This window comes from Arsenophonus nasoniae, from assembly GCF_004768525.1.
Taxonomy (GTDB): Bacteria; Pseudomonadota; Gammaproteobacteria; order Enterobacterales; family Enterobacteriaceae; genus Arsenophonus; species Arsenophonus nasoniae.
In genome coordinates this window covers 22,569-47,361 of the sequence record NZ_CP038617.1, presented here as the reverse complement: position 1 = coordinate 47,361, position 24,793 = coordinate 22,569, and the positions used below count along the sequence as shown (strand labels likewise).

Below are 24,793 nucleotides of genomic sequence, written 5' to 3'. Positions count from 1 at the left end.
CTTGAAAATTGACAGACCCAACATTGATATTCAACCGTTTGCAGGCAGCAGCAAAACGGAAGAGCGAACCGCGTTTGGTTCAAAAGAAATCACCGATAATCTTGAGAAAAACCTTAATGCCGATTTTGCTCGTGGCTGGGGTATTGTGCCCGTGTCAGAATTACCCACGATGCAGGATTTCAATGCCGTGGGATTTACGATTAGCTCCCTTGTGACCCACCTTTACCAGAACGGCATTGCTGAATATGCCGAAAAGCAGATTTACAACAAAGGGGCGGTGTGTCTCTCTGACGGCAATATCTATCTCTCAAAGACGGAAAACAACGCCGGAAATCCCTTAACTGATTCCACTCAATGGCAATCATTAAAAGACGCCATTCTGGGTGCAAATATCGTGCAGCAAACAGGCAACGCCACCGATAAAGTGACGAGTCAAAAATTAGTAACCGATGCATTAAACGGCAAACAACCAAAAGGCGATTACGCCACCAAAACAGAATTAACCCAAGGACTGAATACCAAGCTCAATAAAAACGAGAACGGCAAAGATATCCCAGATAAAGAGGATTTTATCAGAAATCTTGGATTGGCAGAAGGTTCTGCTTTGCCGGTAGGTGTGCCCGTTCCGTGGTCGCGGGAAGAACCACCTGCCGGATGGCTGAAATGCAATGGAGCGAGATTTACAGCGACACAATACCCGAAACTGGCTATTGCCTATCCAGATTTAAGACTACCTGACTTAAGAGGGGAATTCATCAGGGGGTGGGATGACGGCAGGGGTGTTAATCCCGGAAGACAGCTTCTCAGTAGTGAGGTGCAATCAATTCAGCGGCATATTCACAATACGGAAATTAAAACAAACGGAACTTCTGTACAGAAGCCTGGGAACAAGTACAACGTTACGCTACACGCGGGACAAACCGGAGAACTTGACAATTATGCGTGGATGAAAACCACAGATATTCTGGACACTGCCTCGGATGAGACTCGTCCGAGAAATATTGCATTTAACTATATCGTGAGGGCGGTATAATGACACAGGCAATTCTGAATGAAGCTAATATCGCAACGACTGCTGGCAAAATAACCGTATTTAATTATGACCAGACAACCGGGGAGTACCTGTCATCATCATCTGAATATCTGGCGGAAGGCGTAGGGATTCCAGCTGGTTCCTGTACTGATGAACCGTATAAAAATAAAAAAGGATTTGCCGTTTGCCGGACAACTGATTTCACTGCATGGGAATACATTGTTGATCATCGCGGTACAAAAGTGTATGACATCACTACTGCTCAGGTATCCGAAATCCGTGAATTAGGCGACCTGCCGGATGGCGTGACCACCATTACACCGGATGTAGAGTTTCCGAAATGGAACGGTAAAAAGTGGGTAACAGATAAAACAGCAAAAAAGGAAGGCGATATCGAAGCGGCAGAAACCAAAAAGCAAAACCTGATTGCCGAAGTCAGCGCCGAAACCCAGATACTGCAAACAAAACTCGCCCTGAAACGCATTAAGTCGGATGAACTAGAACTGTTAAACGCCTGGCTGGATTATCTGGATTTGCTGGAAGCTGTGGATACCTCCCTCGCGCCGGATATTGATTGGCCACTAAAACCGAATTAAGTTTATCAGCTGAGCCGTATAAAACCCCGTCCTTCAGGGCGGGGATGATGTCAATAAGAATTTTTGACATTTGGATTGTAAGTTGAAATCACATATTAGGAGTAAATAGCAATTTATTAAAAAGATTGGACAACCTTACTTCTACGAATAAAAAGGTTACTGCCCCACCAATTAATGCTGAAATCAGTATAATTGAGAAGAATATAACGATATTGTCTGTGAAACTACTAATCATCATTGCCACCGGACTAAGAATAAAGGCGTGAGAAAGATATAATGAGTACGAACTATCCCCAATGAAATTAAGTGAGCATCTAATAATGCTTGGGATTTTCTTACACCATGACCAGAGTACAATAAAACCAAGAGTAATGAAGCAAGTAGGAATACCGACATAAAAATAACGATTATAAGTACTTATATAAAAAGCATTTTTTGGCTGTAAAAATATAACACCTAAGCCAATACACACTGACACTAATGAAATTAATATCCTGTACTTATGGTTTATTATTATTTTATATGCGTAATAAATAAAAATACCGAAACAAAACTCAAGCAACAATGTATTTGTAATAAAATCAATGTAAATGTTACTTTTCATGCAAAGACCAGATAAAACTAAAACAGCAATTACTAATGAGACAACTGCATTTCTGGTTGTATAGCTAATAAGAATTGATAGTGAGTATATAGCATAAAACAAAATCTCATATGACAATGTCCATCCATTTTGCAAAAGAAATTTGCCTGATGTTGGGATAAGCATAAAAGATGAGATTATATCCGTCTTGCCACCGCTGCTATTGACCAGTGCTGGGTTAATTAACCAAATAACCAATGCCAAAGTTGTCAGAAACCAATAAAGTGGTAATATCCTGACAACTCTTTTTTTCAAAAAAACAGAAAAAGATACTTTTTTTCCTTCCGTTGAATGGCACATCACAAAACCTGAAATTATAAAAAACAAATCGACACCAAATCCTAAAATATTATAATTTTGTGATTCTATAAAATTGTACTGATAACATTTAAATAATGTGTGTTGTGCAACAACCAATAATGCAGCAATCCCACGCAATATCTGAATTGATTCTAATCTCTTTTTTACCACATAACTTCCTTTTGTATATTAAATATGTGATTTATTTTTTTTAAATCCAGCTTTAAGGGTTACCTGATTTTATCAGGTAGTTTTTATTAATGACTCGGGCTAAATCGGTACGGACTTAGCTTCTCAAGCACTGCACCAACCTCTTTAGCTTTTTTCTCAGCCTCGAAAAATCCGTGGACTATTTCACCGTCTGGAAATCGCCAAGCGTCGCCTGTTCCGTTGGCCAGTCTTGCCATCCAAACATCGCTATCTTTTTTGGCTGGAATTAACCGCTTTTTGCTAGCTTTAATTTTCTCTCTGAGTTGTATCTTTTCGTCCTCAGACAACTCGGCGGACAATAGGGTACAATGCTCAACGATTTCAGCAAGGTTTTTTTCGTCGGTGGCATCATCGAGGGCGATTAATGCTGCTTCCAGTTTTGGATGGGTTACTCGTTGTGCCTCTGTGGGCACATCTATCACTGCTTCTGCTTTTTGGCGTAATTTTTCGTTACGTTCACGGATGACATCCCTCAGGGATAGCCGTTTAAACGAAGCAGGAGCCATTCTGAGCGGTTTTTCCGTTGAATTGGCATCTTCGTATACCTCAAACATCGAAAATAGCTCAGAGGCGCAAGGAAGCCGTCTAGCGAGGCGATGAATGACAGTTTTAAGCGCCATTCTGTCAAACCACTTCACCCACGGACTTGAAAGGTCTTTTGCGCTTTTCACGGTATTCCGTATTTTTTCTACGTCAGCACGACTCATCACTTCGACAACGAGTTCACCACTATTAAGTTTTGCGAAGGCATAGACTTTCACTATCTCATCACCGTCAACAAACGACGGACGATGCGTTAAATGCTCACCATTTTCGTCAATCACATATTCAAACTCGTCTTGAGCATAAACCACTTTTGCAATGATATTAGCTACCTGACCGGATTGACGGGCACGTTTGATAACACCGTCCACCATCGGCATATAGACGGCTTTTTGTTTGCGAACAACTAGCGCTGCCTCTCTGCCGTCCGGCATCAGTCCGTCTTTGGCGCAGCGAGTTAAAGCCAGTACTAGTGATTGCTTATCCGCGTTTTGCAACTCCGTATTTTCTATCAGTGCAGTCGCTGCGGTTCGGGTGAACTGCTCAGGCGTAACCTGAGCAGGTAACAGGGCTGCTATTCCTTGCTGCATAATGACCGATTGCAGATTGGTATAAACGTTGGTCATGGTTTCCAGTTCGGTATTCATGCCACACCTCCTTCCAACATCAACGCTTCTCTGCGTTTTCTATCCGCCTGTTTTGCCCAGAAAGGACGGGATATCATCGCAAAGGCTTGCGTTTCTCCGCCTTTTTCCAATGCATTAATCACGCCATTAACCTGAATCTCGCCTTCTTCGCTATCTTCTTCGTCCAACATACCCAGTTGCACGGGATAGCGTCCACACTCCGGCCTTTTGCCAATTGCACAGAACAGAAAATCAATATCAAGATTAAATACCTTCTGGGCGATAATCCGGTAGAACGCTGCTTGCAGATGATAGCCAAACTTGTCAACGGATTTGCCAAAGTCATGAACATCATCAGTGGTTTTCACATCGAGGATGAACGGCACGCCGGAATACAGCCCTAACCAGTCAGGCCGGATTTTAAGCAGCGTCCCCTTTTCCGTGCGATAGAAAATTGAGAGTTCTGGCTCACCGTTTTCAAGCAGTTCGGCAACCAATGGGTAAGCTAGTGCAGAATCACGCATTAACTGGATTGCCTCAAATTCTTCTTTTTTCAAAACAAGCCTTGCCAAAGTTAGGTTTTTTTTCTCAAAATCCGATAATATTTTTTTGCCATCTTTGGTACGCAAATCCAGTTCAGGCGCAGAAACATATCTCAACGGAAAAAGTTCCGGCTCAAGGATAGCCGTGTGTACCGCATCCCCAATCAACAACGCTCTTGTTTTTTCTCCTTGAATGGGTGCTTTTTTGTACCAGTCCAGCGCCCCTAATCCACTTTTCTGAACTAATCGAATTTGCGTACTCGAATAACCGTTTGCCGCATGGTAGGTGCTGTTTGCAAGATGGCGAACAATGAACGTAGCACGCTACGCGTGAGCGGCGCAGCGGTGCTGCTTCGGGGATGTTAATGAGTTAAGTACTGTTTTATACTCTGCAGTAGGTTAATTTTTTTCAGGGATTCATCTCGATGGCTCGCAATAAATCTCCCAGAAAGCGTAAACCGGTTAAATCAGGCAGGCTGCCCGTCACTTCACGTGCCACAGCGCCTGTTTATCCGAAACGTTTTATGCTCTCTCTCCCACCCGAAAATGATGATGACAGACCGCCTGAATTTTTTTATGACACCCTAAAAGAAGCCATACGCCACTGCCTCCGACTCGGCCCCCAATTTTTTCTCGACACGCAGTATTACCCGCCGCTAGTCACGATTATCAGGGGTTTTAAACAACGCCAAGACCAAGCCGATGACGCTGGATACGACTACACTGAGGGGGGAATAACTGAAAGTCTGCCTGCCGATGAATTCATCACCTATACGGAGCTAGGAATAATCCCTGTTTCCTTTGAACCCTGGGATAAACACACCGATAACTGGGCTGACGAATCTGGCAATTTCTGTTTCTTTGGCAAGATGCCCATAAGGTAATTGAGTCAGATGTATATCCCTCGTCCTGCTAAACTACTTTTCACCATTGATGACGGTTGGAATAAATTCCTCGAAAAATACGGCGATAGCGTTAGTTCGTGGACGAGTTTATCTGTGGAGCGCATGCTTGCCTGCGGCACTTGTGCCATGGGTGTCCGGCGCTATTGTTGCGCTTCGTCTGATTGTTCTCACAGCCGTTTTTTCTGCCAAAGCTGTAAGTCAAAAGCCTGCAGTTCATGTGGCTTTAAAGCCACCGAGCAGTGGTTAGCACAGCAGGTTCATATTTTACCCGACTGCGACTGGCAACACATTACTTTCACCATGCCACATCTCCTTTGGCCTTTTTTTAACAATAACTGGCCGCTACTTAATGCTCTGTTTCGGGCAGCCACTCGAGCTATGCTGCAGTTGGCTCGCAAACAGGGTATCGAAATTGGTATTTTCTGTGCCTTGCATACTTATGGCCGGCAACTCAATCAACATCCGCATGTTCATGTTTCCGTCACTCGAGGGGGTTTGGATAGTAAACATAGTGTATGGCGAAAGCTGTTTTTCAAAAAAAAGGATGTCGAAGAAATCTGGCGAGGGGCTGTTATCCGACTACTGCGTCACAGTTATGATTTAATTAACCCTGGCCTTCTTCCCGGTCTTGGCCATATCCGTGACAAAAAACATTGGCGGCGTTACTTGAGGGCGCAGTACGGACGTTATTGGAAAGTGCACTTTGCTAAAAAAACGAAAGGGGCATGGCATAGTGTTAAGTACCTCGGTCGCTACCTTAAACGCCCACCGGTATCTGCGTCAAAACTGCGGCATTACCGAGGGGGTGCCGTTGTTCATCACTACCATGACCACCGAACTGGCCAGCATCGGCAGCAGACTCTGCCGCAGGAAGAGATGATTAGACGCTATATAAGCCATATTCCGGCCAGGCATTTTAAAATGGTGCGTTACTCTGGTTTTTTGTCGAATCGTAAACGAGGAAAACTATTGCCGAAAGTGTATAAGGCACTTGAGATGACGGCACGTAAAAAACCGGAGAACCCAGGTTTTTCTGTGCTGATGAAAGGATTTCTGCGTACCGATCCGTACAAATGTATTCTGTGTGGCGACAGGCTGCTTTTCACCGGGGCGCAAATGGGTAAAAAAGCAACGGAATTGTTGTCAGAAAGACTGCATAACCTGGAGAAAAAGCGATGGTTACGCAGCTAAACGCAGGATCAATGTGTCTAAAATAAGGAAATCAGGTTAGAAATTACACTCTCTGAGGAAATGTTAACTGGCACTAAACACAATAAATCGATCCCCATCTCCTTTTTGCAATAAGGGATGGCTTTTGCTACTCACTTTAAAAGCGATTCAATTTCCTAACCATGAACGTAGCACGCTACGCGTGAGCGGCGCAGCGGTGCTGCTTCGGGGATGTTAATGAGTTGAGTACTGTTTTATACTCTGCAGTAGGTTAATTTTTTTCAGGGATTCATCTCGATGGCTCGCAATAAATCTCCCAGAAAGCGTAAACCGGTTAAATCAGGCAGGCTGCCCGTCACTTCACGTGCCACAGCGCCTGTTTATCTGAAACGTTTTATGATCTCTCTCCCACCCGAAAATGATGATGACAGACCGCCTGAATTTTTTTATGACACCCTAAAAGAAGCCATACGCCACTGCGTCCGACTCGGCCCCCAATTTTTTCTCGACACGCAGTATTACCCGCCGCTAGTCACGATTATCAGGAGTTTTGAACAACGCCAAGACCAAGCCGATGACGCTGGATACGACTACACTGAGGGGGAATAACTGAAAGTCTGCCTGCCGATGAATTCATCACCTATACGGAGCTGGGAATAATCCCTGTTTCCTTTGAACCCTGGGATAAACACACCGATAACTGGGCTGACGAATCTGACAATTTCTGTTTCTTTGGCAAGATGCCCATAAGGTAATTGAGTCAGATGTATATCCCTCGTCCTGCTAAACTACTTTTCACCATTGATGACGGTTGGAATAAATTCCTCGAAAAATACGGCGATAGCGTTAGTTCGTGGACGAGTTTATCTGTGGAGCGCATGCTTGCCTGCGGCACTTGTGCCATGGGTGTCCGGCGCTATTGTTGCGCTTCGTCTGATTGTTCTCACAGCCGTTTTTTCTGCCAAAGCTGTAAGTCAAAAGCCTGCAGTTCATGTGGCTTTAAAGCCACCGAGCAGTGGTTAGCACAGCAGGTTCATATTTTACCCGACTGCGACTGGCAACACATTACTTTCACCATGCCACATCTCCTTTGGCCTTTTTTTAACAATAACTGGCCGCTACTTAATGCTCTGTTTCGGGCAGCCACTCGAGCTATGCTGCAGTTGGCTCGCAAACAGGGTATCGAAATTGGTATTTTCTGTGCCTTGCATACTTATGGCCGGCAACTCAATCAACATCCGCATGTTCATGTTTCCGTCACTCGAGGGGGTTTGGATAGTAAACATAGTGTATGGCGAAAGCTGTTTTTCAAAAAAAAGGATGTCGAAGAAATCTGGCGAGGGGCTGTTATCCGACTACTGCGTCACAGTTATGATTTAATTAACCCTGGCCTTCTTCCCGGTCTTGGCCATATCCGTGACAAAAAACATTGGCGGCGTTACTTGAGGGCGCAGTACGGACGTTATTGGAAAGTGCACTTTGCTAAAAAAACGAAAGGGGCATGGCATAGTGTTAAGTACCTCGGTCGCTACCTTAAACGCCCACCGGTATCTGCGTCAAAACTGCGGCATTACCGAGGGGGTGCCGTTGTTCATCACTACCATGACCACCGAACTGGCCAGCATCGGCAGCAGACTCTGCCGCAGGAAGAGATGATTAGACGCTATATAAGCCATATTCCGGCCAGGCATTTTAAAATGGTGCGTTACTCTGGTTTTTTGTCGAATCGTAAACGGGGAAAACTATTGCCGAAAGTGTATAAGGCACTTGAGATGACGGCACGTAAAAAACCGGAGAACCCAGGTTTTTCTGTGCTGATGAAAGGATTTCTGCGTACCGATCCGTACAAATGTATTCTGTGTGGCGACAGGCTGCTTTTCACCGGGGCGCAAATGGGTAAAAAAGCAACGGAATTGTTGTCAGAAAGACTGCATAACCTGGAGAAAAAGCGATGGTTACGCAGCTAAACGCAGGATCAATGTGTCTAAAATAAGGAAATCAGGTTAGAAATTACACTCTCTGAGGAAATGTTAACTGGCACTAAACACAATAAATCGATCCCCATCTCCTTTTTGCAATAAGGGATGGCTTTTGCTACTCACTTTAAAAGCGATTCAATTTCCTAACCATGAACGCCAAATATCGCAAGCAAAGCGCAAAACTGGTCTATTTCCTGTTCTTCGGTAATATCCGTCTGTTTTTCGGTATTAGCGAGGTATTCCTCAACGCTGATTTCTTCCAATCGCGGCGATTTGTAAAAACAGCAATTTGCGCCGTCAGTTTCAAAGATATGTTGAGAAGCCAATTTCTTGGCGGCTATTTTCGTCTCAGACGCAAGATAGATGAAATTTGTTGTCTTTCCCTTCTCGTGGTCAACGGTTGTGATAATCGTTGCTTTGAAGTATTTCATTATTTCGCCCCCTCAATGCGGTTATTCGCCTGTTGTTCCAATCTCCGCAAAATGCTGCCTCTGGCTTTGGGTAATGCCTGTTCTCGCTGGTTATCAGAGCAGTGGCAGCAAGCACTCGAACACGCTTTCATCGTTGAGGGTTTGTAAAAAAGCAGCTTGAATTGTTTACGGTTAATTTTTTCAACAAACTCGATACACGCTTCTTCAGGAAAAACACAGGTGCGGTTATCCAGTCTTGCACGCCAGAAAAAACTCACGAGATTTAAGGAAAGTTTGCCACAATGACAACAGGTGAAACGCACATCAGGGCGTCCCTGAGAAGTTCGACGAAATCCGTTGAGGGTGTAGGTATATTTCATACGGCACCTCCAACGCTTTGGCTAAATTCCAATTCAACACTGGCTCTTATCGCCTGTTTTGCGCTGCATACATCCAGCTTACGCACCACGTTGCCCATGTGGAATTTGACCGTACCTTCCTTGATTCCCAATATTACAGAGATTTCCCAATACGTTTTGCCCACACTTACCCAATGAAGTACCTCGATCTCACGCTTGGTTAATCTTCTGAATAATTTCAAATCGGTGTTCATATCGCACCTCCAATACTACGAAGGTACTCACGCTGACGGGGTGTAAGGTGTTTTGATGTGAGAGCAAAGCTCAAAAGCTGCTCGATTGATATGTCACACGCTTTCATTATGCGTGCAATATGCGTACTATTTCGCATAGCTCAACTCCTAGACTATGTAGGTTTTGGGTTAGCTCTATGTCAGTGGTGATACACTGGCGTAGGGCGTTATTTAAAAATCATCGTATTCATAACTAATTATTACTTTATGAGCTTTTTTACCTTTTCTTTCAGATATTTCCATCTTTATCTTTCTAAATTCGGTAATTTCAATAATTTTTTTGATTGATCTTTCTATAAATTTATTTTTAAAATATTTAAATTCATTGTATGTTTTAACTTTCTCTACACCCAATTCTATTTTTAAATTATCTATTGATGTTTCAAAATATTTCTTCTTACCTGAACTTATATTTTTTCTCAGTAATTGATATAAATTACTTGCATTAGTGTCGCTTATCCTAACTGATGACAAAAGAATTTGTGTGGTAAAATCTTTTTCGATCATACATATGTATGGTTCCATTTGCCGACTAAACCTAATCTGAACAACAGCTTCCATATCAATATAACTACAAGAATCAGTTATATGTAATAAACGCATTCCTCGCCAATTCTTTTCACTTTCAAGAAATTCACTTGGTCGTCTAGCAAAAGCTTTTAATAATTCTTCCTGTGGTATTTCCATAGATTGCTTATGCAGTAGACGAGCACCACTCTTTAACTGTTCGTAAGCAGTATTAATATCAATATTACATACCCGCGAATAATCCTTTGCCGATATTTCAAATATTTGCCCTTCCTTAATCAAATGCTTGGGATCAATCTGTGACATGATCAAAAATAGAATTCTCCTAGCAGCAAGGGGCATTGAAGCAAAAGTTTTATTAATACCATTTCTATGCCTAATTTTTGTTTTTTTAGTCACATTAAACACATCGTAATTTATCCATTAATATTTAAAGTACAACAAATATAGCTCAAAAAATAAAGGTGTACAATACTTTTTTAAAAAAGTACACCTAACCTGTTATATGGTAACCTTTTCCCTTGTGCGTGGTAACCATTCCCTTGTGTGTAGTAACCTTTTCCCTTGTGCGTGGTAACCTTTTCCCTTGTGTGTAGTAACCTTTTCCCTTGTGCGTGGTAACCTTTTCCCTTGTGTGTAGTAACCTTTTCCCTTGTGCGTGGTAACCTTTTAATAATTAAGTTATTGATTATATTATTTTTTATTTTTATAGCATCAATTGACTTATATTTAGACCCTTATGCCGCTCTAAGTCTTTTGAAGTTAAAATAAGTTAAAAAAAAGTCTTTTAAGGTAAAGTGCTTGTGGATAACTTTTCTTCTGACAAAAAGCCTGAACCGAAAAGTATGTTACTACTGAGTGACCTTATTTATTTTTTGTTAATTGTGATATTCCGCTTCCTCGTCTGCTCACTCGCTACGCTCGGTCACAGACTTGCGTCGAGCGGTGGGATTTTAATTAAAAAGATTTTTTGAGTTAATTAACCCTTAAACATTGCACTATTGAGTTGCTACAGCTAGCATCACTAGGATATAAAATATCTACTAACTCAGGCACAACATGAACAAAACCGAACTCATCAATCAAATTGCTGACAAAACCAGCTTAACCAAAAAAGATTCAGAGAAAGCGGTTAATGCTTTCATCGAAACAGTCACCGAATCTTTGAAATCCAGCAATGACGTACAACTTATTGGATTCGGGAGTTTTCAGGTGAAGCATCGAGCAGCTAGAGATGGACGCAATCCAAAAACGGGTGAACCACTTAAAATTGCTGCTGCAAACGTACCGAGTTTTAAAGCGGGTCAAAGACTCAAAGAGGCGGTTAAGTAACATATGATTTGCGATGTAAAATTAAGTCGTATTTTACTTTCAATTCTTATTAGCATAACTGGAACATCCTGTGCTCCATATGACTATGCTAAAACACCTCCAAAAAGAATTGGACAAGTAACACCGATATATACTACCGACGATAAAGGCAATCTAAAAAGAGATATACACTCAGAACACATTAGATATTTGAGCTGTGCTGCCAACGATGGAAGCATGGATTGCGGAAGAGAGATAGGTTGGTAGTTAAAACTGCCAAAGTTTTCAAAAAGGCGGTCAAGTGACCTACGACGCAAAGTCAATTCGCATTCTACGTGAAGACGAAATCAAACAGTTTGACTGGCATTGGGCTGAGGAATTAGCCCACGAACACATTTTGCCCCTAGATTGGGTCAAACGGGGTTTTGAAGCCTCAAGGCGACTCGGTATTGAACCAGAATTCTTTGTCAACAAGTACATCCTCAAACAAGACCTCCCCAAAAATGACGAATTCGAGCAAGTCTTCATCGAAGTGCTAAAGGAAGACAGAAAACAGAGTGTAGTGGTCTAATAAAACTGTAGAGATTTATAGCTTATAATTAAGCAAAATCTTATAGGTATAAATATGACCCGAAAAGTAAAAGTAACCTTTAGCGGAAAGCAAAAACTGGAATATGCAAAACTCATGGTTGAAGGTGGATATAGCAATATCCAAGTTGAAAAAATATCCGGTGCGGGTAAATCTGCCGTATCACGATGGAAGCAACAATATCTTGCCGAGTTAAATGGGAATACGCCTGTAAAATCAAAAGCGTTAACACCCGAGCAACAGCGCATACAAGAATTAGAAGTTCAACTTAAGCGTGCTCAGAGGGATAATGACATATTAAAAAAAGCCGCGGCTTACTTCATCCTCGACAATCAAAACTCAAAATCGTGAAGCAACTGAAAATCATGTACCCCAATTTTACGGTCACTGAGTTATGCCATCTTTTTGAAGTAAGCAGCAGTAGTTTTTATTATGAAACGAAAATACCGACAGTTGAAAATGAAAGACTGTGTGGCGAAATCAAACGTATTTTTTATACATCGGGTCAAATTTATGGCAAAAGACGTATTCAAGCCGAGTTAAAGGGTTTAGGGCACCAAATTGGCACTTATAAAATATCGAACATCATGAAATTAAATCAATTAGTTGCAATTAGACCAACGAAAAAGCACTACTATCACTCATCGGGTAACGAACATCGATATGCCCCTAATTTGCTTAAACGACAATTTTCCCCTGAACAGCATAATCACTATTATGTCGGGGATATCACGTATATTAGACATCACTATGGGTGGAGCTATTTAGCCTGTGTGTTGGATTTAGCCACCAAAGAAATTATTGGTTATGCCTTATCAACAAAACCGGATTCGAAATTAGTGAAAGAAGCCTTAGATAACGCAATTGAACGGCAATTACCGGATACGACAAGTTTGATGTTCCATTCAGATCAAGGTTGCCAATATTCATCGGAGGAGTTTAGGGCGCACCTCTTTGAACGGAAAATAACTCAAAGCATGAGTCGGCGAGGTAATTGCCTCGATAATGCCGTGATGGAAAGATTTTTTAGGAGTTTAAAGACAGAAAGACTTAACCGTTTATCGTTTATGAATCATCAATCTGTTGTCTGTGAAGTTGAAAATTATATTCAGTTTTACAATTATTATCGACGCCATTCAACGATTGGTTATTTAACGCCACATCAAAAATATCATGAACTAAAAAATGCCGCTTAGATCTTCTACAGAATTTGTTGACCATTACAGAGTCAGAATACCCTCTAAAACCGCCTGTAATCTATTCTAAGTTACCGTCTTTAAAGTCAACCTTAAAATCCATGAATTTAATTCTGTAATTTTAGGTTAACTCCGCTTCCTCGTCCGTTCGCTTGCTCTCAGACTCCGGTGAGCGGATAGAGTTAGCTTAGAGGATGGTTTGTCGATTAAAGCCAAAACTGAGTTTGCGTTATCATCTGTAAATCGATTTTAAGACATCTAGGAAGCCCGTAGCGCTATTTTATCTATGTAAGACATGAAAACGTACCAACTAAAATTTAAAATGCCTTAAAATCGATTTTATGAAGCGAAAATTTGGCGGGCGTAGTTTTGGTCATAAGCTAGACCCGTCTTTAATACTCCATAGCACAAGTGAACTAATTTCCTCATTGCCGCACCTAGAGCGGACATTTTTGACTTACCTCTTGATGGTTAGGAAATTGAATCGCTTTTAAAGTGAGTAGCAAAAGCCATCCCTTATTGCAAAAAGGAGATGGGGATCGATTTATTGTGTTTAGTGCCAGTTAACATTTCCTTAGAGAGTGTAATTTCTAACCTGATTTCCTTATTTTAGACACATTGATCCTGCGTTTAGCTGCGTAACCATCGCTTTTTCTCCAGGTTATGCAGTCTTTCTGACAACAATTCCGTTGCTTTTTTACCCATTTGCGCCCCGGTGAAAAGCAGCCTGTCGCCACACAGAATACATTTGTACGGATCGGTACGCAGAAATCCTTTCATCAGCACAGAAAAACCTGGGTTCATGGTTAGGAAATTGAATCGCTTTTAAAGTGAGTAGCAAAAGCCATCCCTTATTGCAAAAAGGAGATGGGGATCGATTTATTGTGTTTAGTGCCAGTTAACATTTCCTCAGAGAGTGTAATTTCTAACCTGATTTCCTTATTTTAGACACATTGATCCTGCGTTTAGCTGCGTAACCATCGCTTTTTCTCCAGGTTATGCAGTCTTTCTGACAACAATTCCGTTGCTTTTTTACCCATTTGCGCCCCGGTGAAAAGCAGCCTGTCGCCACACAGAATACATTTGTACGGATCGGTACGCAGAAATCCTTTCATCAGCACAGAAAAACCTGGGTTCTCCGGTTTTTTACGTGCCGTCATCTCAAGTGCCTTATACACTTTCGGCAATAGTTTTCCTCGTTTACGATTCGACAAAAAACCAGAGTAACGCACCATTTTAAAATGCCTGGCCGGAATATGGCTTATATAGCGTCTAATCATCTCTTCCTGCGGCAGAGTCTGCTGCCGATGCTGGCCAGTTCGGTGGTCATGGTAGTGATGAACAACGGCACCCCCTCGGTAATGCCGCAGTTTTGACGCAGATACCGGTGGGCGTTTAAGGTAGCGACCGAGGTACTTAACACTATGCCATGCCCCTTTCGTTTTTTTAGCAAAGTGCACTTTCCAATAACGTCCGTACTGCGCCCTCAAGTAACGCCGCCAATGTTTTTTGTCACGGATATGGCCAAGACCGGGAAGAAGGCCAGGGTTAATTAAATCATAACTGTGACGCAGTAGTCGGATAACAGCCCCTCGCCAGATTTCTTCGACATCCTTTTTTTTGAAAAACAGCTTTCGCCATACACTATGTTTACTATCCAAACCCCCTCGAGTGACGGAAACATGAACATGCGGATGTTGATTGAGTTGCCGGCCATAAGTATGCAAGGCACAGAAAATACCAATTTCGATACCCTGTTTGCGAGCCAACTGCAGCATAGCTCGAGTGGCTGCCCGAAACAGAGCATTAAGTAGCGGCCAGTTATTGTTAAAAAAAGGCCAAAGGAGATGTGGCATGGTGAAAGTAATGTGTTGCCAGTCGCAGTCGGGTAAAATATGAACCTGCTGTGCTAACCACTGCTCGGTGGCTTTAAAGCCACATGAACTGCAGGCTTTTGACTTACAGCTTTGGCAGAAAAAACGGCTGTGAGAACAATCAGACGAAGCGCAACAATAGCGCCGGACACCCATGGCACAAGTGCCGCAGGCAAGCATGCGCTCCACAGATAAACTCGTCCACGAACTAACGCTATCGCCGTATTTTTCGAGGAATTTATTCCAACCGTCATCAATGGTGAAAAGTAGTTTAGCAGGACGAGGGATATACATCTGACTCAATTACCTTATGGGCATCTTGCCAAAGAAACAGAAATTGCCAGATTCGTCAGCCCAGTTATCGGTGTGTTTATCCCAGGGTTCAAAGGAAACAGGGATTATTCCTAGCTCCGTATAGGTGATGAATTCATCGGCAGGCAGACTTTCAGTTATTCCCCCCTCAGTGTAGTCGTATCCAGCGTCATCGGCTTGGTCTTGGCGTTGTTTAAAACCCCTGATAATCGTGACTAGCGGCGGGTAATACTGCGTGTCGAGAAAAAATTGGGGGCCGAGTCGGAGGCAGTGGCGTATGGCTTCTTTTAGGGTGTCATAAAAAAATTCAGGCGGTCTGTCATCATCATTTTCGGGTGGGAGAGAGAGCATAAAACGTTTCGGATAAACAGGCGCTGTGGCACGTGAAGTGACGGGCAGCCTGCCTGATTTAACCGGTTTACGCTTTCTGGGAGATTTATTGCGAGCCATCGAGATGAATCCCTGAAAAAAATTAACCTACTGCAGAGTATAAAACAGTACTTAACTCATTAACATCCCCGAAGCAGCACCGCTGCGCCGCTCACGCGTAGCGTGCTACGTTCTCCGGTTTTTTACGTGCCGTCATCTCAAGTGCCTTATACACTTTCGGCAATAGTTTTCCCCGTTTACGATTCGACAAAAAACCAGAGTAACGCACCATTTTAAAATGCCTGGCCGGAATATGGCTTATATAGCGTCTAATCATCTCTTCCTGCGGCAGAGTCTGCTGCCGATGCTGGCCAGTTCGGTGGTCATGGTAGTGATGAACAACGGCACCCCCTCGGTAATGCCGCAGTTTTGACGCAGATACCGGTGGGCGTTTAAGGTAGCGACCGAGGTACTTAACACTATGCCATGCCCCTTTCGTTTTTTTAGCAAAGTGCACTTTCCAATAACGTCCGTACTGCGCCCTCAAGTAACGCCGCCAATGTTTTTTGTCACGGATATGGCCAAGACCGGGAAGAAGGCCAGGGTTAATTAAATCATAACTGTGACGCAGTAGTCGGATAACAGCCCCTCGCCAGATTTCTTCGACATCCTTTTTTTTGAAAAACAGCTTTCGCCATACACTATGTTTACTATCCAAACCCCCTCGAGTGACGGAAACATGAACATGCGGATGTTGATTGAGTTGCCGGCCATAAGTATGCAAGGCACAGAAAATACCAATTTCGATACCCTGTTTGCGAGCCAACTGCAGCATAGCTCGAGTGGCTGCCCGAAACAGAGCATTAAGTAGCGGCCAGTTATTGTTAAAAAAAGGCCAAAGGAGATGTGGCATGGTGAAAGTAATGTGTTGCCAGTCGCAGTCGGGTAAAATATGAACCTGCTGTGCTAACCACTGCTCGGTGGCTTTAAAGCCACATGAACTGCAGGCTTTTGACTTACAGCTTTGGCAGAAAAAACGGCTGTGAGAACAATCAGACGAAGCGCAACAATAGCGCCGGACACCCATGGCACAAGTGCCGCAGGCAAGCATGCGCTCCACAGATAAACTCGTCCACGAACTAACGCTATCGCCGTATTTTTCGAGGAATTTATTCCAACCGTCATCAATGGTGAAAAGTAGTTTAGCAGGACGAGGGATATACATCTGACTCAATTACCTTATGGGCATCTTGCCAAAGAAACAGAAATTGTCAGATTCGTCAGCCCAGTTATCGGTGTGTTTATCCCAGGGTTCAAAGGAAACAGGGATTATTCCTAGCTCCGTATAGGTGATGAATTCATCGGCAGGCAGACTTTCAGTTATTACCCCCTCAGTGTAGTCGTATCCAGCGTCATCGGCTTGGTCTTGGCGTTGTTTAAAACCCCTGATAATCGTGACTAGCGGCGGGTAATACTGCGTGTCGAGAAAAAATTGGGGGCCGAGTCGGACGCAGTGGCGTATGGCTTCTTTTAGGGTGTCATAAAAAAATTCAGGCGGTCTGTCATCATCATTTTCGGGTGGGAGAGAGATCATAAAACGTTTCGGATAAACAGGCGCTGTGGCACGTGAAGTGACGGGCAGCCTGCCTGATTTAACCGGTTTACGCTTTCTGGGAGATTTATTGCGAGCCATCGAGATGAATCCCTGAAAAAAATTAACCTACTGCAGAGTATAAAACAGTACTCAACTCATTAACATCCCCGAAGCAGCACCGCTGCGCCGCTCACGCGTAGCGTGCTACGTTCATGGTTAGGAAATTGAATCGCTTTTAAAGTGAGTAGCAAAAGCCATCCCTTATTGCAAAAAGGAGATGGGGATCGATTTATTGTGTTTAGTGCCAGTTAACATTTCCTCAGAGAGTGTAATTTCTAACCTGATTTCCTTATTTTAGACACATTGATCCTGCGTTTAGCTGCGTAACCATCGCTTTTTCTCCAGGTTATGCAGTCTTTCTGACAACAATTCCGTTGCTTTTTTACCCATTTGCGCCCCGGTGAAAAGCAGCCTGTCGCCACACAGAATACATTTGTACGGATCGGTACGCAGAAATCCTTTCATCAGCACAGAAAAACCTGGGTTCTCCGGTTTTTTACGTGCCGTCATCTCAAGTGCCTTATACACTTTCGGCAATAGTTTTCCTCGTTTACGATTCGACAAAAAACCAGAGTAACGCACCATTTTAAAATGCCTGGCCGGAATATGGCTTATATAGCGTCTAATCATCTCTTCCTGCGGCAGAGTCTGCTGCCGATGCTGGCCAGTTCGGTGGTCATGGTAGTGATGAACAACGGCACCCCCTCGGTAATGCCGCAGTTTTGACGCAGATACCGGTGGGCGTTTAAGGTAGCGACCGAGGTACTTAACACTATGCCATGCCCCTTTCGTTTTTTTAGCAAAGTGCACTTTCCAATAACGTCCGTACTGCGCCCTCAAGTAACGCCGCCAATGTTTTTTGTCACGGATATGGCCAAGACCGGGAAGAAGGCCAGGGTTAATTAAATCATAACTGTGACGCAGTAGTCGGATAACAGCCCCTCGCCAGATTTCTTCGACATCCTTTTTTTTGAAAAACAGCTTTCGCCATACACTATGTTTACTATCCAAACCCCCTCGAGTGACGGAAACATGAACATGCGGATGTTGATTGAGTTGCCGGCCATAAGTATGCAAGGCACAGAAAATACCAATTTCGATACCCTGTTTGCGAGCCAACTGCAGCATAGCTCGAGTGGCTGCCCGAAACAGAGCATTAAGTAGCGGCCAGTTATTGTTAAAAAAAGGCCAAAGGAGATGTGGCATGGTGAAAGTAATGTGTTGCCAGTCGCAGTCGGGTAAAATATGAACCTGCTGTGCTAACCACTGCTCGGTGGCTTTAAAGCCACATGAACTGCAGGCTTTTGACTTACAGCTTTGGCAGAAAAAACGGCTGTGAGAACAATCAGACGAAGCGCAACAATAGCGCCGGACACCCATGGCACAAGTGCCGCAGGCAAGCATGCGCTCCACAGATAAACTCGTCCACGAACTAACGCTATCGCCGTATTTTTCGAGGAATTTATTCCAACCGTCATCAATGGTGAAAAGTAGTTTAGCAGGACGAGGGATATACATCTGACTCAATTACCTTATGGGCATCTTGCCAAAGAAACAGAAATTGTCAGATTCGTCAGCCCAGTTATCGGTGTGTTTATCCCAGGGTTCAAAGGAAACAGGGATTATTCCCAGCTCCGTATAGGTGATGAATTCATCGGCAGGCAGACTTTCAGTTATTCCCCCCTCAGTGTAGTCGTATCCAGCGTCATCGGCTTGGTCTTGGCGTTGTTCAAAACTCCTGATAATCGTGACTAGCGGCGGGTAATACTGCGTGTCGAGAAAAAATTGGGGGCCGAGTCGGACGCAGTGGCGTATGGCTTCTTTTAGGGTGTCATAAAAAAATTCAGGCGGTCTGTCATCATCATTTTCGGGTGGGAGAGAGATCATAAAACGTTTCAGATAAACAGGCGTTGTGGCACGTGAAGTGACGGGCAGCCTGCCTGATTTAACCGGTTTACGCTTTCTGGGAGATTTATTGCGAGCCATCGAGATGAATCCCTGAAAAAAATTAACCTACTGCAGAGTATAAAACAGTACTCAACTCATTAACATCCCCGAAGCAGCACCGCTGCGCCGCTCACGCGTAGCGTGCTACGTTCATGGTTAGGAATCTCAATCAATACAGTAAGGCATTAATGGAGGTGTTTTGAACTTAATATTTCTATTAAATTCTGACAGTTTTCTCGTTGATTAACCATGAGAACATTAATTCGGTTAAATTATCATCTAAAAGCCTAATAATAGGCACACTGCTCCTAGGCTGCGGTTTGTAACCATCGTTTTTTGACCATTTTATCCCGCCTTTCTGACAGTAAAGTGACGGCGTGTATTCCTTTTTCCGCACTCATAAACCGCAATCGGTTTCCACATAAAATACATTGGTACGGGTCAGTATTTAAAAAACCTTTGATAAGGGTGTCACCGATCATGCAAAACTGATCCACTAACGATCATCTAAAACTGATCCACTTGGTATTATTCGCACATTTTTGTACGGATAATTTATGTTAACCAAGGAGATATTTGTGGATATTCATGTTCGCTTTGCACAAGGACAAAGCCTTCGAAAAATTGCCAGTGAGTTGGGTATATCCCGTAACACCGTAAAACATCATTTACAACAACAGACAATGCCAACTTATGCTAAAAGAAGTCAACAACCGACTAAATTATCCCCCTTTAAACCTTATTTGCTTCAGCGAATTGAACTGGCTAAACCTGATTGGATCCCTGCAACAGTCTTATTTGATGAGGTAGTTGAAAACGGCTATCAAGGTGGTATTGCTCAATTACGCCGATTTGTTTGTCAATTTAAACCAAGCATTGTTCCCGAAGTAGTCGTCCGTTTTGAAACACAGCCAGGTCAACAAATGCAAATCGACTTCACCAGCATCCGGCGAGGTAAAAAATCGCTGAAAGCGTTTGTTGCAACGCTAGGCTATTCGCGTGCGAGTTATGTAAAGTTCATGGTTAGGAAATTGAATCGCTTTTAAAGTGAGTAGCAAAAGCCATCCCTTATTGCAAAAAGGAGATGGGGATCGATTTATTGTGTTTAGTGCCAGTTAACATTTCCTCAGAGAGTGTAATTTCTAACCTGATTTCCTTATTTTAGACACATTGATCCTGCGTTTAGCTGCGTAACCATCGCTTTTTCTCCAGGTTATGCAGTCTTTCTGACAACAATTCCGTTGCTTTTTTACCCATTTGCGCCCCGGTGAAAAGCAGCCTGTCGCCACACAGAATACATTTGTACGGATCGGTACGCAGAAATCCTTTCATCAGCACAGAAAAACCTGGGTTCTCCGGTTTTTTACGTGCCGTCATCTCAAGTGCCTTATACACTTTCGGCAATAGTTTTCCTCGTTTACGATTCGACAAAAAACCAGAGTAACGCACCATTTTAAAATGCCTGGCCGGAATATGGCTTATATAGCGTCTAATCATCTCTTCCTGCGGCAGAGTCTGCTGCCGATGCTGGCCAGTTCGGTGGTCATGGTAGTGATGAACAACGGCACCCCCTCGGTAATGCCGCAGTTTTGACGCAGATACCGGTGGGCGTTTAAGGTAGCGACCGAGGTACTTAACACTATGCCATGCCCCTTTCGTTTTTTTAGCAAAGTGCACTTTCCAATAACGTCCGTACTGCGCCCTCAAGTAACGCCGCCAATGTTTTTTGTCACGGATATGGCCAAGACCGGGAAGAAGGCCAGGGTTAATTAAATCATAACTGTGACGCAGTAGTCGGATAACAGCCCCTCGCCAGATTTCTTCGACATCCTTTTTTTTGAAAAACAGCTTTCGCCATACACTATGTTTACTATCCAAACCCCCTCGAGTGACGGAAACATGAACATGCGGATGTTGATTGAGTTGCCGGCCATAAGTATGCAAGGCACAGAAAATACCAATTTCGATACCCTGTTTGCGAGCCAACTGCAGCATAGCTCGAGTGGCTGCCCGAAACAGAGCATTAAGTAGCGGCCAGTTATTGTTAAAAAAAGGCCAAAGGAGATGTGGCATGGTGAAAGTAATGTGTTGCCAGTCGCAGTCGGGTAAAATATGAACCTGCTGTGCTAACCACTGCTCGGTGGCTTTAAAGCCACATGAACTGCAGGCTTTTGACTTACAGCTTTGGCAGAAAAAACGGCTGTGAGAACAATCAGACGAAGCGCAACAATAGCGCCGGACACCCATGGCACAAGTGCCGCAGGCAAGCATGCGCTCCACAGATAAACTCGTCCACGAACTAACGCTATCGCCGTATTTTTCGAGGAATTTATTCCAACCGTCATCAATGGTGAAAAGTAGTTTAGCAGGACGAGGGATATACATCTGACTCAATTACCTTATGGGCATCTTGCCAAAGAAACAGAAATTGCCAGATTCGTCAGCCCAGTTATCGGTGTGTTTATCCCAGGGTTCAAAGGAAACAGGGATTATTCCTAGCTCCGTATAGGTGATGAATTCATCGGCAGGCAGACTTTCAGTTATTCCCCCCTCAGTGTAGTCGTATCCAGCGTCATCGGCTTGGTCTTGGCGTTGTTTAAAACCCCTGATAATCGTGACTAGCGGCGGGTAATACTGCGTGTCGAGAAAAAATTGGGGGCCGAGTCGGAGGCAGTGGCGTATGGCTTCTTTTAGGGTGTCATAAAAAAATTCAGGCGGTCTGTCATCATCATTTTCGGGTGGGAGAGAGAGCATAAAACGTTTCGGATAAACAGGCGCTGTGGCACGTGAAGTGACGGGCAGCCTGCCTGATTTAACCGGTTTACGCTTTCTGGGAGATTTATTGCGAGCCATCGAGATGAATCCCTGAAAAAAATTAACCTACTGCAGAGTATAAAACAGTACTTAACTCATTAACATCCCCGAAGCAGCACCGCTGCGCCGCTCACGCGTAGCGTGCTACGTTCTTTGATAATGAACGAGCAGAATCGTGGCAGCAAGGTTTAAGAGAAGCTTTCGACTACTTTGGTGGTGTACCACAGGAAGTATTGTGTGATAACGCAAAATCCCTCATCATCGAACGGGATGCTTATGCAGAAGGTGAGCATAAATTACATGTCGAAATGCTTCAAATGTCGAAAGATTACGGGTTTAAATTGAAGGCTTGCAAGCCCTACAGGGCAAAAACGAAAGGGAAAGTAGAGCGCTTTAACCACTATTTAAAAAACAGCTTTATCGTGCCATTAAACACCGACCTTCGTGCTCATAATCTTGAACTGGATATTGAAATAGCTAATGCAAAAGTGGGTCCATGGTTACAACGCGTTGCCCATCAGCGAATTCATGGAACAACGTTAGAGAAGCCAGCAGATAGATTAGCTAAGGAAGTTAAGTCTCTTCTACCCTTACCAGCAAGGGTTTGCCAATCTATCCCACAGACTAATACGCTTAATATCCCTATCGTACCGCCCCTTGAATCTGTCAGTTTGCAACACTCAATCAGCGTATACGAAGCATTACTGGGAGGTGAACATGTTATTGCATGAACAAATTGAACACCTGTGTGAGTCATTGAAATTAAATTCTATTCCGACTCATTGGTCATCACTTGCCGAAAAATGCATTGCCCAAGACAAAAGCTACGGAGAGTTTTTACTGTCCCTGTTAAAATGTGAGCAACAACAACGAGATGAACGAACTCGTAATCTTTTGAGTCGGATGGCAGGATTCCCAGCACATAAAGAACTTAATACGTTCGATTTTAAGTTTGCAACGGGGATCCCCAAACAACACATACAGGAATTAAGCGCATTAACGTTTATTGAACGTAATGAAAATGTCGTGTTGCTTGGCCCAAGCGGTGTAGGCAAAACGCATTTAGCTATTGGGTTAGGATTAAAAGCAGTACAGGCCAAGAAGAAAACCCGCTTTACCACGGCAGCTGAACTGATGTTGCAACTCTCAACTGCCAAACGACAAAATAAGCACAAACAATATCTATCACGTTCGGTGATGGCCCCGAAGTTGTTGATTATCGATGAGATTGGATACCTGCCGTTTGGGCGAGAAGAAGCAAACCTGTTTTTCAATGTGATTGCCAAGCGTTATGAGCATGGCAGTGTCATATTGACGAGTAACCTATCATTTGGGCAATGGCCAAGTGCTTTTGCTGATGACGCAACATTAACTGCCGCTATGCTTGATCGTTTACTTCATCATTCGCATGTACTGCAATTAAGCGGTGAAAGCTACCGATTGAAAGATAAGCGGCGCTCAGGAGCAATAACTGAGTAAAACAGTGGATCAATTTTGATTGATCGGATTTAGATAAAAAGTGGATCAGTTTTCGGTGATCGTTGACAAGGGCCCCAAACCCAGGTTTTTCAGGCACATTAGGAGATATCATGTCTAACGCCTCATACACCTTCGGTAATAAGCACCCGCGTTTGCGATTGGCTAAAAAACCGTAATAACGGATCATCTTAAAATGTCGCGCAGGGATATGACTGACATAACGCCGTATCATTTCTTCTTGGGATAAGGTCTGTCGTCTGTATTGTTGGCTGTGGTGGTCATAGTAATGATGAACCACGGTGCCGCCGCTGTAGTGTTTCAATTGAGAAGCGGAGATAGGGGGACGTTTAAGATAACGGCCCAGATATTTCACATTATGCCAGGCCCCGCGTGTCTTTTTGGCAAAATGTACTTTCCAATAACGTTGAAACTGGGCATTGAGGTAACGGCACCAGGTCTGATAATTGCGAATGTGCCCGAAGCCAGGCAATTTATTGGGTTGTAACTGAAAATAGTTATCCCTAAGGAGTCGAATGACCGCACTGCGCCAGACCTTTTCAACGTCTTTCTTTTTAAAGAAAATCGGTTTCCAGGTGTCATATTGAGTGAGTCCCCCACGCGTGACGGATAAATGAATATGCGGATGTTGATTGAGTTGGCGACCGTAAGTATGCAGCGCACAAAAAATGCCAATTTCGAGGCCTTGGCGCTTGGCGTTTTTGAGCATGGCGCGGGTTGCACAGCGAAAGAGTTGGTTGAGCAAGTACCAGTTATTGTTAAAAAAAGGCCAAAGTAGGTGAGGCATAGTGAGGGTAATATGTTGCCATTCGCAATCCGGCAAAATATGGCGCTGCTGGGCAATCCACTGTTCGGTGCCTTTGAGGCCACACGCACTGCAGGCTTTGGATTTACAGGTTTGACAAAAGAAGCGTGAATGAGAGCATTCAGGTGAAGAACAGCAATAACGGCGAACGCCCATAGCGCAGGTGCTGCAGGCGAGCATCTTTTCGACAGAGAGTAGTTGCCATTCATCTACGTGATTATTTTCGATGAAAAGGTTCCATCCGTCATCGTATTGAAATAGCAGTTTTGCAGGTCTGGGGATGTACAT

At 43.6% G+C, this 24,793-nt stretch carries 27 protein-coding genes and 5 pseudogenes; 12 read left to right on the top strand and 20 right to left on the bottom strand.

The features are described from left to right. Position 1: 1 nt before the first annotated feature. Positions 2 to 1,033: a phage tail protein gene (locus ArsFIN_RS22260; RefSeq protein WP_246067555.1), complete on the top strand. Its 1,032-nt coding sequence runs from the start codon at positions 2 to 4 to the stop codon at positions 1,031 to 1,033. Further along, positions 1,033 to 1,629, top strand: coding sequence for a tail fiber assembly protein (locus tag ArsFIN_RS22255; protein WP_026824043.1), 597 nt, complete (start codon positions 1,033 to 1,035; stop codon positions 1,627 to 1,629). Before ArsFIN_RS22260 ends, ArsFIN_RS22255 begins: the two co-directional genes overlap by 1 nt. A gap of 88 nt (positions 1,630 to 1,717) precedes the next feature. Here ArsFIN_RS22255 and ArsFIN_RS22250 read toward each other — a convergent pair whose 3' ends face one another. The 3 genes from ArsFIN_RS22250 to ArsFIN_RS22240 form a co-directional block, all read right to left on the bottom strand. After that, positions 1,718 to 2,743 carry an acyltransferase family protein gene (locus tag ArsFIN_RS22250; RefSeq protein WP_026824042.1) on the bottom strand — a complete coding sequence of 342 codons (1,026 nt, stop codon included), beginning with the start codon at positions 2,741 to 2,743 and terminating at the stop codon, positions 1,718 to 1,720. An 86-nt stretch (positions 2,744 to 2,829) separates the two neighbouring features. Next, the gene (locus tag ArsFIN_RS22245) at positions 2,830 to 3,972 is read right to left on the bottom strand and encodes a recombinase RecT (protein WP_135678727.1); all 1,143 of its coding nucleotides are present in this window, start codon (positions 3,970 to 3,972) and stop codon (positions 2,830 to 2,832) included. Continuing rightward, positions 3,969 to 4,712 carry a PD-(D/E)XK nuclease-like domain-containing protein gene (locus ArsFIN_RS22240; protein ID WP_246067556.1) on the bottom strand — a complete coding sequence of 248 codons (744 nt, stop codon included), beginning with the start codon at positions 4,710 to 4,712 and terminating at the stop codon, positions 3,969 to 3,971. Before ArsFIN_RS22240 ends, ArsFIN_RS22245 begins: the two co-directional genes overlap by 4 nt. Positions 4,713 to 4,918: 206 nt before the next feature. On the opposite strand from ArsFIN_RS22240, the gene ArsFIN_RS22235 reads away from it, so the two are divergent. The 4 genes from ArsFIN_RS22235 (at position 4,919) to ArsFIN_RS22220 (ending at position 8,535) form a co-directional block, all read left to right on the top strand. After that, complete coding sequence (locus ArsFIN_RS22235; protein ID WP_135678353.1) at positions 4,919 to 5,377, top strand: hypothetical protein; 459 nt, start codon at positions 4,919 to 4,921, stop codon at positions 5,375 to 5,377. Between the two features lie 9 nt (positions 5,378 to 5,386). Further along, complete coding sequence (locus ArsFIN_RS22230; RefSeq protein ID WP_135678014.1) at positions 5,387 to 6,589, top strand: IS91 family transposase; 1,203 nt, start codon at positions 5,387 to 5,389, stop codon at positions 6,587 to 6,589. Positions 6,590 to 6,865: 276 nt separating this feature from the next. Next, the gene (locus tag ArsFIN_RS22225) at positions 6,866 to 7,177 is read left to right on the top strand and encodes a hypothetical protein (RefSeq protein ID WP_135678723.1); all 312 of its coding nucleotides are present in this window, start codon (positions 6,866 to 6,868) and stop codon (positions 7,175 to 7,177) included. 155 nt (positions 7,178 to 7,332) lie between these two features. After that, positions 7,333 to 8,535, top strand: a complete 1,203-nt coding sequence (locus tag ArsFIN_RS22220) for an IS91 family transposase (protein ID WP_135678014.1) — start codon at positions 7,333 to 7,335, stop codon at positions 8,533 to 8,535. 155 nt (positions 8,536 to 8,690) lie between these two features. Here the strand turns inward: ArsFIN_RS22220 and ArsFIN_RS22215 are convergent, their stop codons facing one another. The 5 genes and pseudogenes from ArsFIN_RS22215 to ArsFIN_RS22200 all read right to left on the bottom strand — a co-directional run bounded on the left by ArsFIN_RS22215 (position 8,691) and on the right by ArsFIN_RS22200 (position 10,536). Further along, positions 8,691 to 8,978, bottom strand: coding sequence for a hypothetical protein (locus ArsFIN_RS22215; RefSeq protein ID WP_135678721.1), 288 nt, complete (start codon positions 8,976 to 8,978; stop codon positions 8,691 to 8,693). After that, on the bottom strand, positions 8,978 to 9,337 hold the full coding sequence (locus ArsFIN_RS22210; protein WP_135678719.1) for a hypothetical protein: 360 nt from the start codon (positions 9,335 to 9,337) through the stop codon (positions 8,978 to 8,980). The genes ArsFIN_RS22215 and ArsFIN_RS22210 overlap by 1 nt, the downstream gene beginning before the upstream one ends. After that, a pseudogene (locus tag ArsFIN_RS22205) lies at positions 9,334 to 9,531 on the bottom strand (helix-turn-helix domain-containing protein); the annotation flags it as partial. The pseudogene ArsFIN_RS22205 and the gene ArsFIN_RS22210, both read right to left, overlap by 4 nt. A 35-nt stretch (positions 9,532 to 9,566) precedes the next feature. Then, the gene (locus ArsFIN_RS26735; protein WP_167876758.1) at positions 9,567 to 9,707 is read right to left on the bottom strand and encodes a hypothetical protein; all 141 of its coding nucleotides are present in this window, start codon (positions 9,705 to 9,707) and stop codon (positions 9,567 to 9,569) included. 73 nt (positions 9,708 to 9,780) lie between these two features. Further along, positions 9,781 to 10,536, bottom strand: a complete 756-nt coding sequence (locus ArsFIN_RS22200; RefSeq protein ID WP_162143450.1) for a replication initiation protein — start codon at positions 10,534 to 10,536, stop codon at positions 9,781 to 9,783. Positions 10,537 to 11,196: 660 nt separating this feature from the next. Between ArsFIN_RS22200 and ArsFIN_RS22195 the strand changes: the two genes are divergently transcribed. The 3 genes from ArsFIN_RS22195 (at position 11,197) to ArsFIN_RS22185 (ending at position 13,233) form a co-directional block, all read left to right on the top strand. Then, positions 11,197 to 11,469: an HU family DNA-binding protein gene (locus ArsFIN_RS22195; RefSeq protein ID WP_135678716.1), complete on the top strand. Its 273-nt coding sequence runs from the start codon at positions 11,197 to 11,199 to the stop codon at positions 11,467 to 11,469. A 280-nt stretch (positions 11,470 to 11,749) separates the two neighbouring features. Continuing rightward, positions 11,750 to 12,019, top strand: coding sequence for a hypothetical protein (locus tag ArsFIN_RS22190; protein WP_135678714.1), 270 nt, complete (start codon positions 11,750 to 11,752; stop codon positions 12,017 to 12,019). 54 nt (positions 12,020 to 12,073) lie between these two features. Then, positions 12,074 to 13,233 (top strand): IS3 family transposase gene (locus ArsFIN_RS22185; protein WP_135677411.1). Its coding sequence is split into 2 segments (ribosomal slippage): positions 12,074 to 12,353 and positions 12,353 to 13,233, totalling 1,161 coding nucleotides; the frame shifts between segments, so codons are not numbered across the junction. Between the two features lie 339 nt (positions 13,234 to 13,572). Here the strand turns inward: ArsFIN_RS22185 and ArsFIN_RS22180 are convergent. The 9 genes and pseudogenes from ArsFIN_RS22180 to ArsFIN_RS26730 all read right to left on the bottom strand — a co-directional run. Continuing rightward, a pseudogene (locus tag ArsFIN_RS22180) lies at positions 13,573 to 13,695 on the bottom strand (IS110 family transposase); the annotation flags it as partial. A 168-nt stretch (positions 13,696 to 13,863) separates the two neighbouring features. Next, positions 13,864 to 14,034 (bottom strand): annotated as a pseudogene (locus ArsFIN_RS22175) (IS91 family transposase); the annotation flags it as partial. Positions 14,035 to 14,198: 164 nt separating this feature from the next. Beyond that, entirely contained in the window at positions 14,199 to 15,401 is a 1,203-nt protein-coding gene (locus tag ArsFIN_RS22170) for an IS91 family transposase (protein WP_135678014.1), read from the bottom strand. Positions 15,402 to 15,410: 9 nt separating this feature from the next. Continuing rightward, positions 15,411 to 15,869 (bottom strand): hypothetical protein, encoded by a 459-nt coding sequence (locus tag ArsFIN_RS22165; RefSeq protein ID WP_135678353.1) that lies wholly within the window; start codon positions 15,867 to 15,869, stop codon positions 15,411 to 15,413. 112 nt (positions 15,870 to 15,981) lie between these two features. Continuing rightward, positions 15,982 to 17,013: pseudogene (locus ArsFIN_RS22160) on the bottom strand (IS91 family transposase); the annotation flags it as partial. Positions 17,014 to 17,022: 9 nt separating this feature from the next. Continuing rightward, positions 17,023 to 17,481 (bottom strand): hypothetical protein, encoded by a 459-nt coding sequence (locus ArsFIN_RS22155; protein ID WP_135678330.1) that lies wholly within the window; start codon positions 17,479 to 17,481, stop codon positions 17,023 to 17,025. A gap of 276 nt (positions 17,482 to 17,757) precedes the next feature. Continuing rightward, a complete protein-coding gene (locus ArsFIN_RS22150) occupies positions 17,758 to 18,960 on the bottom strand; it encodes an IS91 family transposase (RefSeq protein ID WP_135678014.1) in 1,203 nt (400 codons plus the stop codon). Between the two features lie 9 nt (positions 18,961 to 18,969). Further along, positions 18,970 to 19,428, bottom strand: coding sequence for a hypothetical protein (locus ArsFIN_RS22145; protein ID WP_135678317.1), 459 nt, complete (start codon positions 19,426 to 19,428; stop codon positions 18,970 to 18,972). A 269-nt stretch (positions 19,429 to 19,697) separates the two neighbouring features. After that, a pseudogene (locus ArsFIN_RS26730) lies at positions 19,698 to 19,856 on the bottom strand (IS91 family transposase); the annotation flags it as partial. 90 nt (positions 19,857 to 19,946) lie between these two features. Between ArsFIN_RS26730 and ArsFIN_RS22140 the strand changes: the two are divergent. Next, positions 19,947 to 20,435, top strand: coding sequence for a LuxR C-terminal-related transcriptional regulator (locus ArsFIN_RS22140; RefSeq protein ID WP_246067487.1), 489 nt, complete (start codon positions 19,947 to 19,949; stop codon positions 20,433 to 20,435). 136 nt (positions 20,436 to 20,571) lie between these two features. Here the strand turns inward: ArsFIN_RS22140 and ArsFIN_RS22135 are convergent, their stop codons facing one another. Both ArsFIN_RS22135 and ArsFIN_RS22130 read right to left on the bottom strand, forming a co-directional pair. Further along, the gene (locus tag ArsFIN_RS22135; protein WP_135678014.1) at positions 20,572 to 21,774 is read right to left on the bottom strand and encodes an IS91 family transposase; all 1,203 of its coding nucleotides are present in this window, start codon (positions 21,772 to 21,774) and stop codon (positions 20,572 to 20,574) included. A 9-nt stretch (positions 21,775 to 21,783) separates the two neighbouring features. Then, a complete protein-coding gene (locus ArsFIN_RS22130; protein ID WP_135678353.1) occupies positions 21,784 to 22,242 on the bottom strand; it encodes a hypothetical protein in 459 nt (152 codons plus the stop codon). A 194-nt stretch (positions 22,243 to 22,436) separates the two neighbouring features. Between ArsFIN_RS22130 and ArsFIN_RS22125 the strand changes: the two genes are divergently transcribed. After that, positions 22,437 to 22,934 (top strand): hypothetical protein, encoded by a 498-nt coding sequence (locus ArsFIN_RS22125; protein WP_246067551.1) that lies wholly within the window; start codon positions 22,437 to 22,439, stop codon positions 22,932 to 22,934. Beyond that, on the top strand, positions 22,921 to 23,682 hold the full coding sequence (gene istB / locus ArsFIN_RS22120) for an IS21-like element helper ATPase IstB (protein WP_135678008.1): 762 nt from the start codon (positions 22,921 to 22,923) through the stop codon (positions 23,680 to 23,682). The genes ArsFIN_RS22125 and istB overlap by 14 nt, the downstream gene beginning before the upstream one ends. On the opposite strand, the gene ArsFIN_RS22115 is transcribed toward istB, so the two are convergent. Further along, positions 23,582 to 24,793, bottom strand: a complete 1,212-nt coding sequence (locus ArsFIN_RS22115; protein WP_246067550.1) for an IS91 family transposase — start codon at positions 24,791 to 24,793, stop codon at positions 23,582 to 23,584. The two genes, istB and ArsFIN_RS22115, sit on opposite strands and share 101 nt — an antisense overlap.

What these genes read in the sequence shown, in the direction of transcription:
- ArsFIN_RS22255 (WP_026824043.1), top strand. Translation starts at nt 1,033, where the DNA reads ATGACACAGGCAATTCTGAATGAAGCTAATATCGCAACGACTGCTGGC.
- ArsFIN_RS22245 (WP_135678727.1), bottom strand. Translation starts at nt 3,972, where the DNA reads ATGAATACCGAACTGGAAACCATGACCAACGTTTATACCAATCTGCAA.
- ArsFIN_RS22235 (WP_135678353.1), top strand. Translation starts at nt 4,919, where the DNA reads ATGGCTCGCAATAAATCTCCCAGAAAGCGTAAACCGGTTAAATCAGGC.
- ArsFIN_RS22230 (WP_135678014.1), top strand. Translation starts at nt 5,387, where the DNA reads ATGTATATCCCTCGTCCTGCTAAACTACTTTTCACCATTGATGACGGT.
- ArsFIN_RS22225 (WP_135678723.1), top strand. Translation starts at nt 6,866, where the DNA reads ATGGCTCGCAATAAATCTCCCAGAAAGCGTAAACCGGTTAAATCAGGC.
- ArsFIN_RS22220 (WP_135678014.1), top strand. Translation starts at nt 7,333, where the DNA reads ATGTATATCCCTCGTCCTGCTAAACTACTTTTCACCATTGATGACGGT.
- ArsFIN_RS22215 (WP_135678721.1), bottom strand. Translation starts at nt 8,978, where the DNA reads ATGAAATACTTCAAAGCAACGATTATCACAACCGTTGACCACGAGAAG.
- ArsFIN_RS22210 (WP_135678719.1), bottom strand. Translation starts at nt 9,337, where the DNA reads ATGAAATATACCTACACCCTCAACGGATTTCGTCGAACTTCTCAGGGA.
- ArsFIN_RS26735 (WP_167876758.1), bottom strand. Translation starts at nt 9,707, where the DNA reads ATGCGAAATAGTACGCATATTGCACGCATAATGAAAGCGTGTGACATA.
- ArsFIN_RS22195 (WP_135678716.1), top strand. Translation starts at nt 11,197, where the DNA reads ATGAACAAAACCGAACTCATCAATCAAATTGCTGACAAAACCAGCTTA.
- ArsFIN_RS22170 (WP_135678014.1), bottom strand. Translation starts at nt 15,401, where the DNA reads ATGTATATCCCTCGTCCTGCTAAACTACTTTTCACCATTGATGACGGT.
- ArsFIN_RS22165 (WP_135678353.1), bottom strand. Translation starts at nt 15,869, where the DNA reads ATGGCTCGCAATAAATCTCCCAGAAAGCGTAAACCGGTTAAATCAGGC.
- ArsFIN_RS22155 (WP_135678330.1), bottom strand. Translation starts at nt 17,481, where the DNA reads ATGGCTCGCAATAAATCTCCCAGAAAGCGTAAACCGGTTAAATCAGGC.
- ArsFIN_RS22150 (WP_135678014.1), bottom strand. Translation starts at nt 18,960, where the DNA reads ATGTATATCCCTCGTCCTGCTAAACTACTTTTCACCATTGATGACGGT.
- ArsFIN_RS22145 (WP_135678317.1), bottom strand. Translation starts at nt 19,428, where the DNA reads ATGGCTCGCAATAAATCTCCCAGAAAGCGTAAACCGGTTAAATCAGGC.
- ArsFIN_RS22140 (WP_246067487.1), top strand. Translation starts at nt 19,947, where the DNA reads ATGTTAACCAAGGAGATATTTGTGGATATTCATGTTCGCTTTGCACAA.
- ArsFIN_RS22135 (WP_135678014.1), bottom strand. Translation starts at nt 21,774, where the DNA reads ATGTATATCCCTCGTCCTGCTAAACTACTTTTCACCATTGATGACGGT.
- ArsFIN_RS22130 (WP_135678353.1), bottom strand. Translation starts at nt 22,242, where the DNA reads ATGGCTCGCAATAAATCTCCCAGAAAGCGTAAACCGGTTAAATCAGGC.
- istB (WP_135678008.1), top strand. Translation starts at nt 22,921, where the DNA reads ATGTTATTGCATGAACAAATTGAACACCTGTGTGAGTCATTGAAATTA.
- ArsFIN_RS22115 (WP_246067550.1), bottom strand. Translation starts at nt 24,793, where the DNA reads ATGTACATCCCCAGACCTGCAAAACTGCTATTTCAATACGATGACGGA.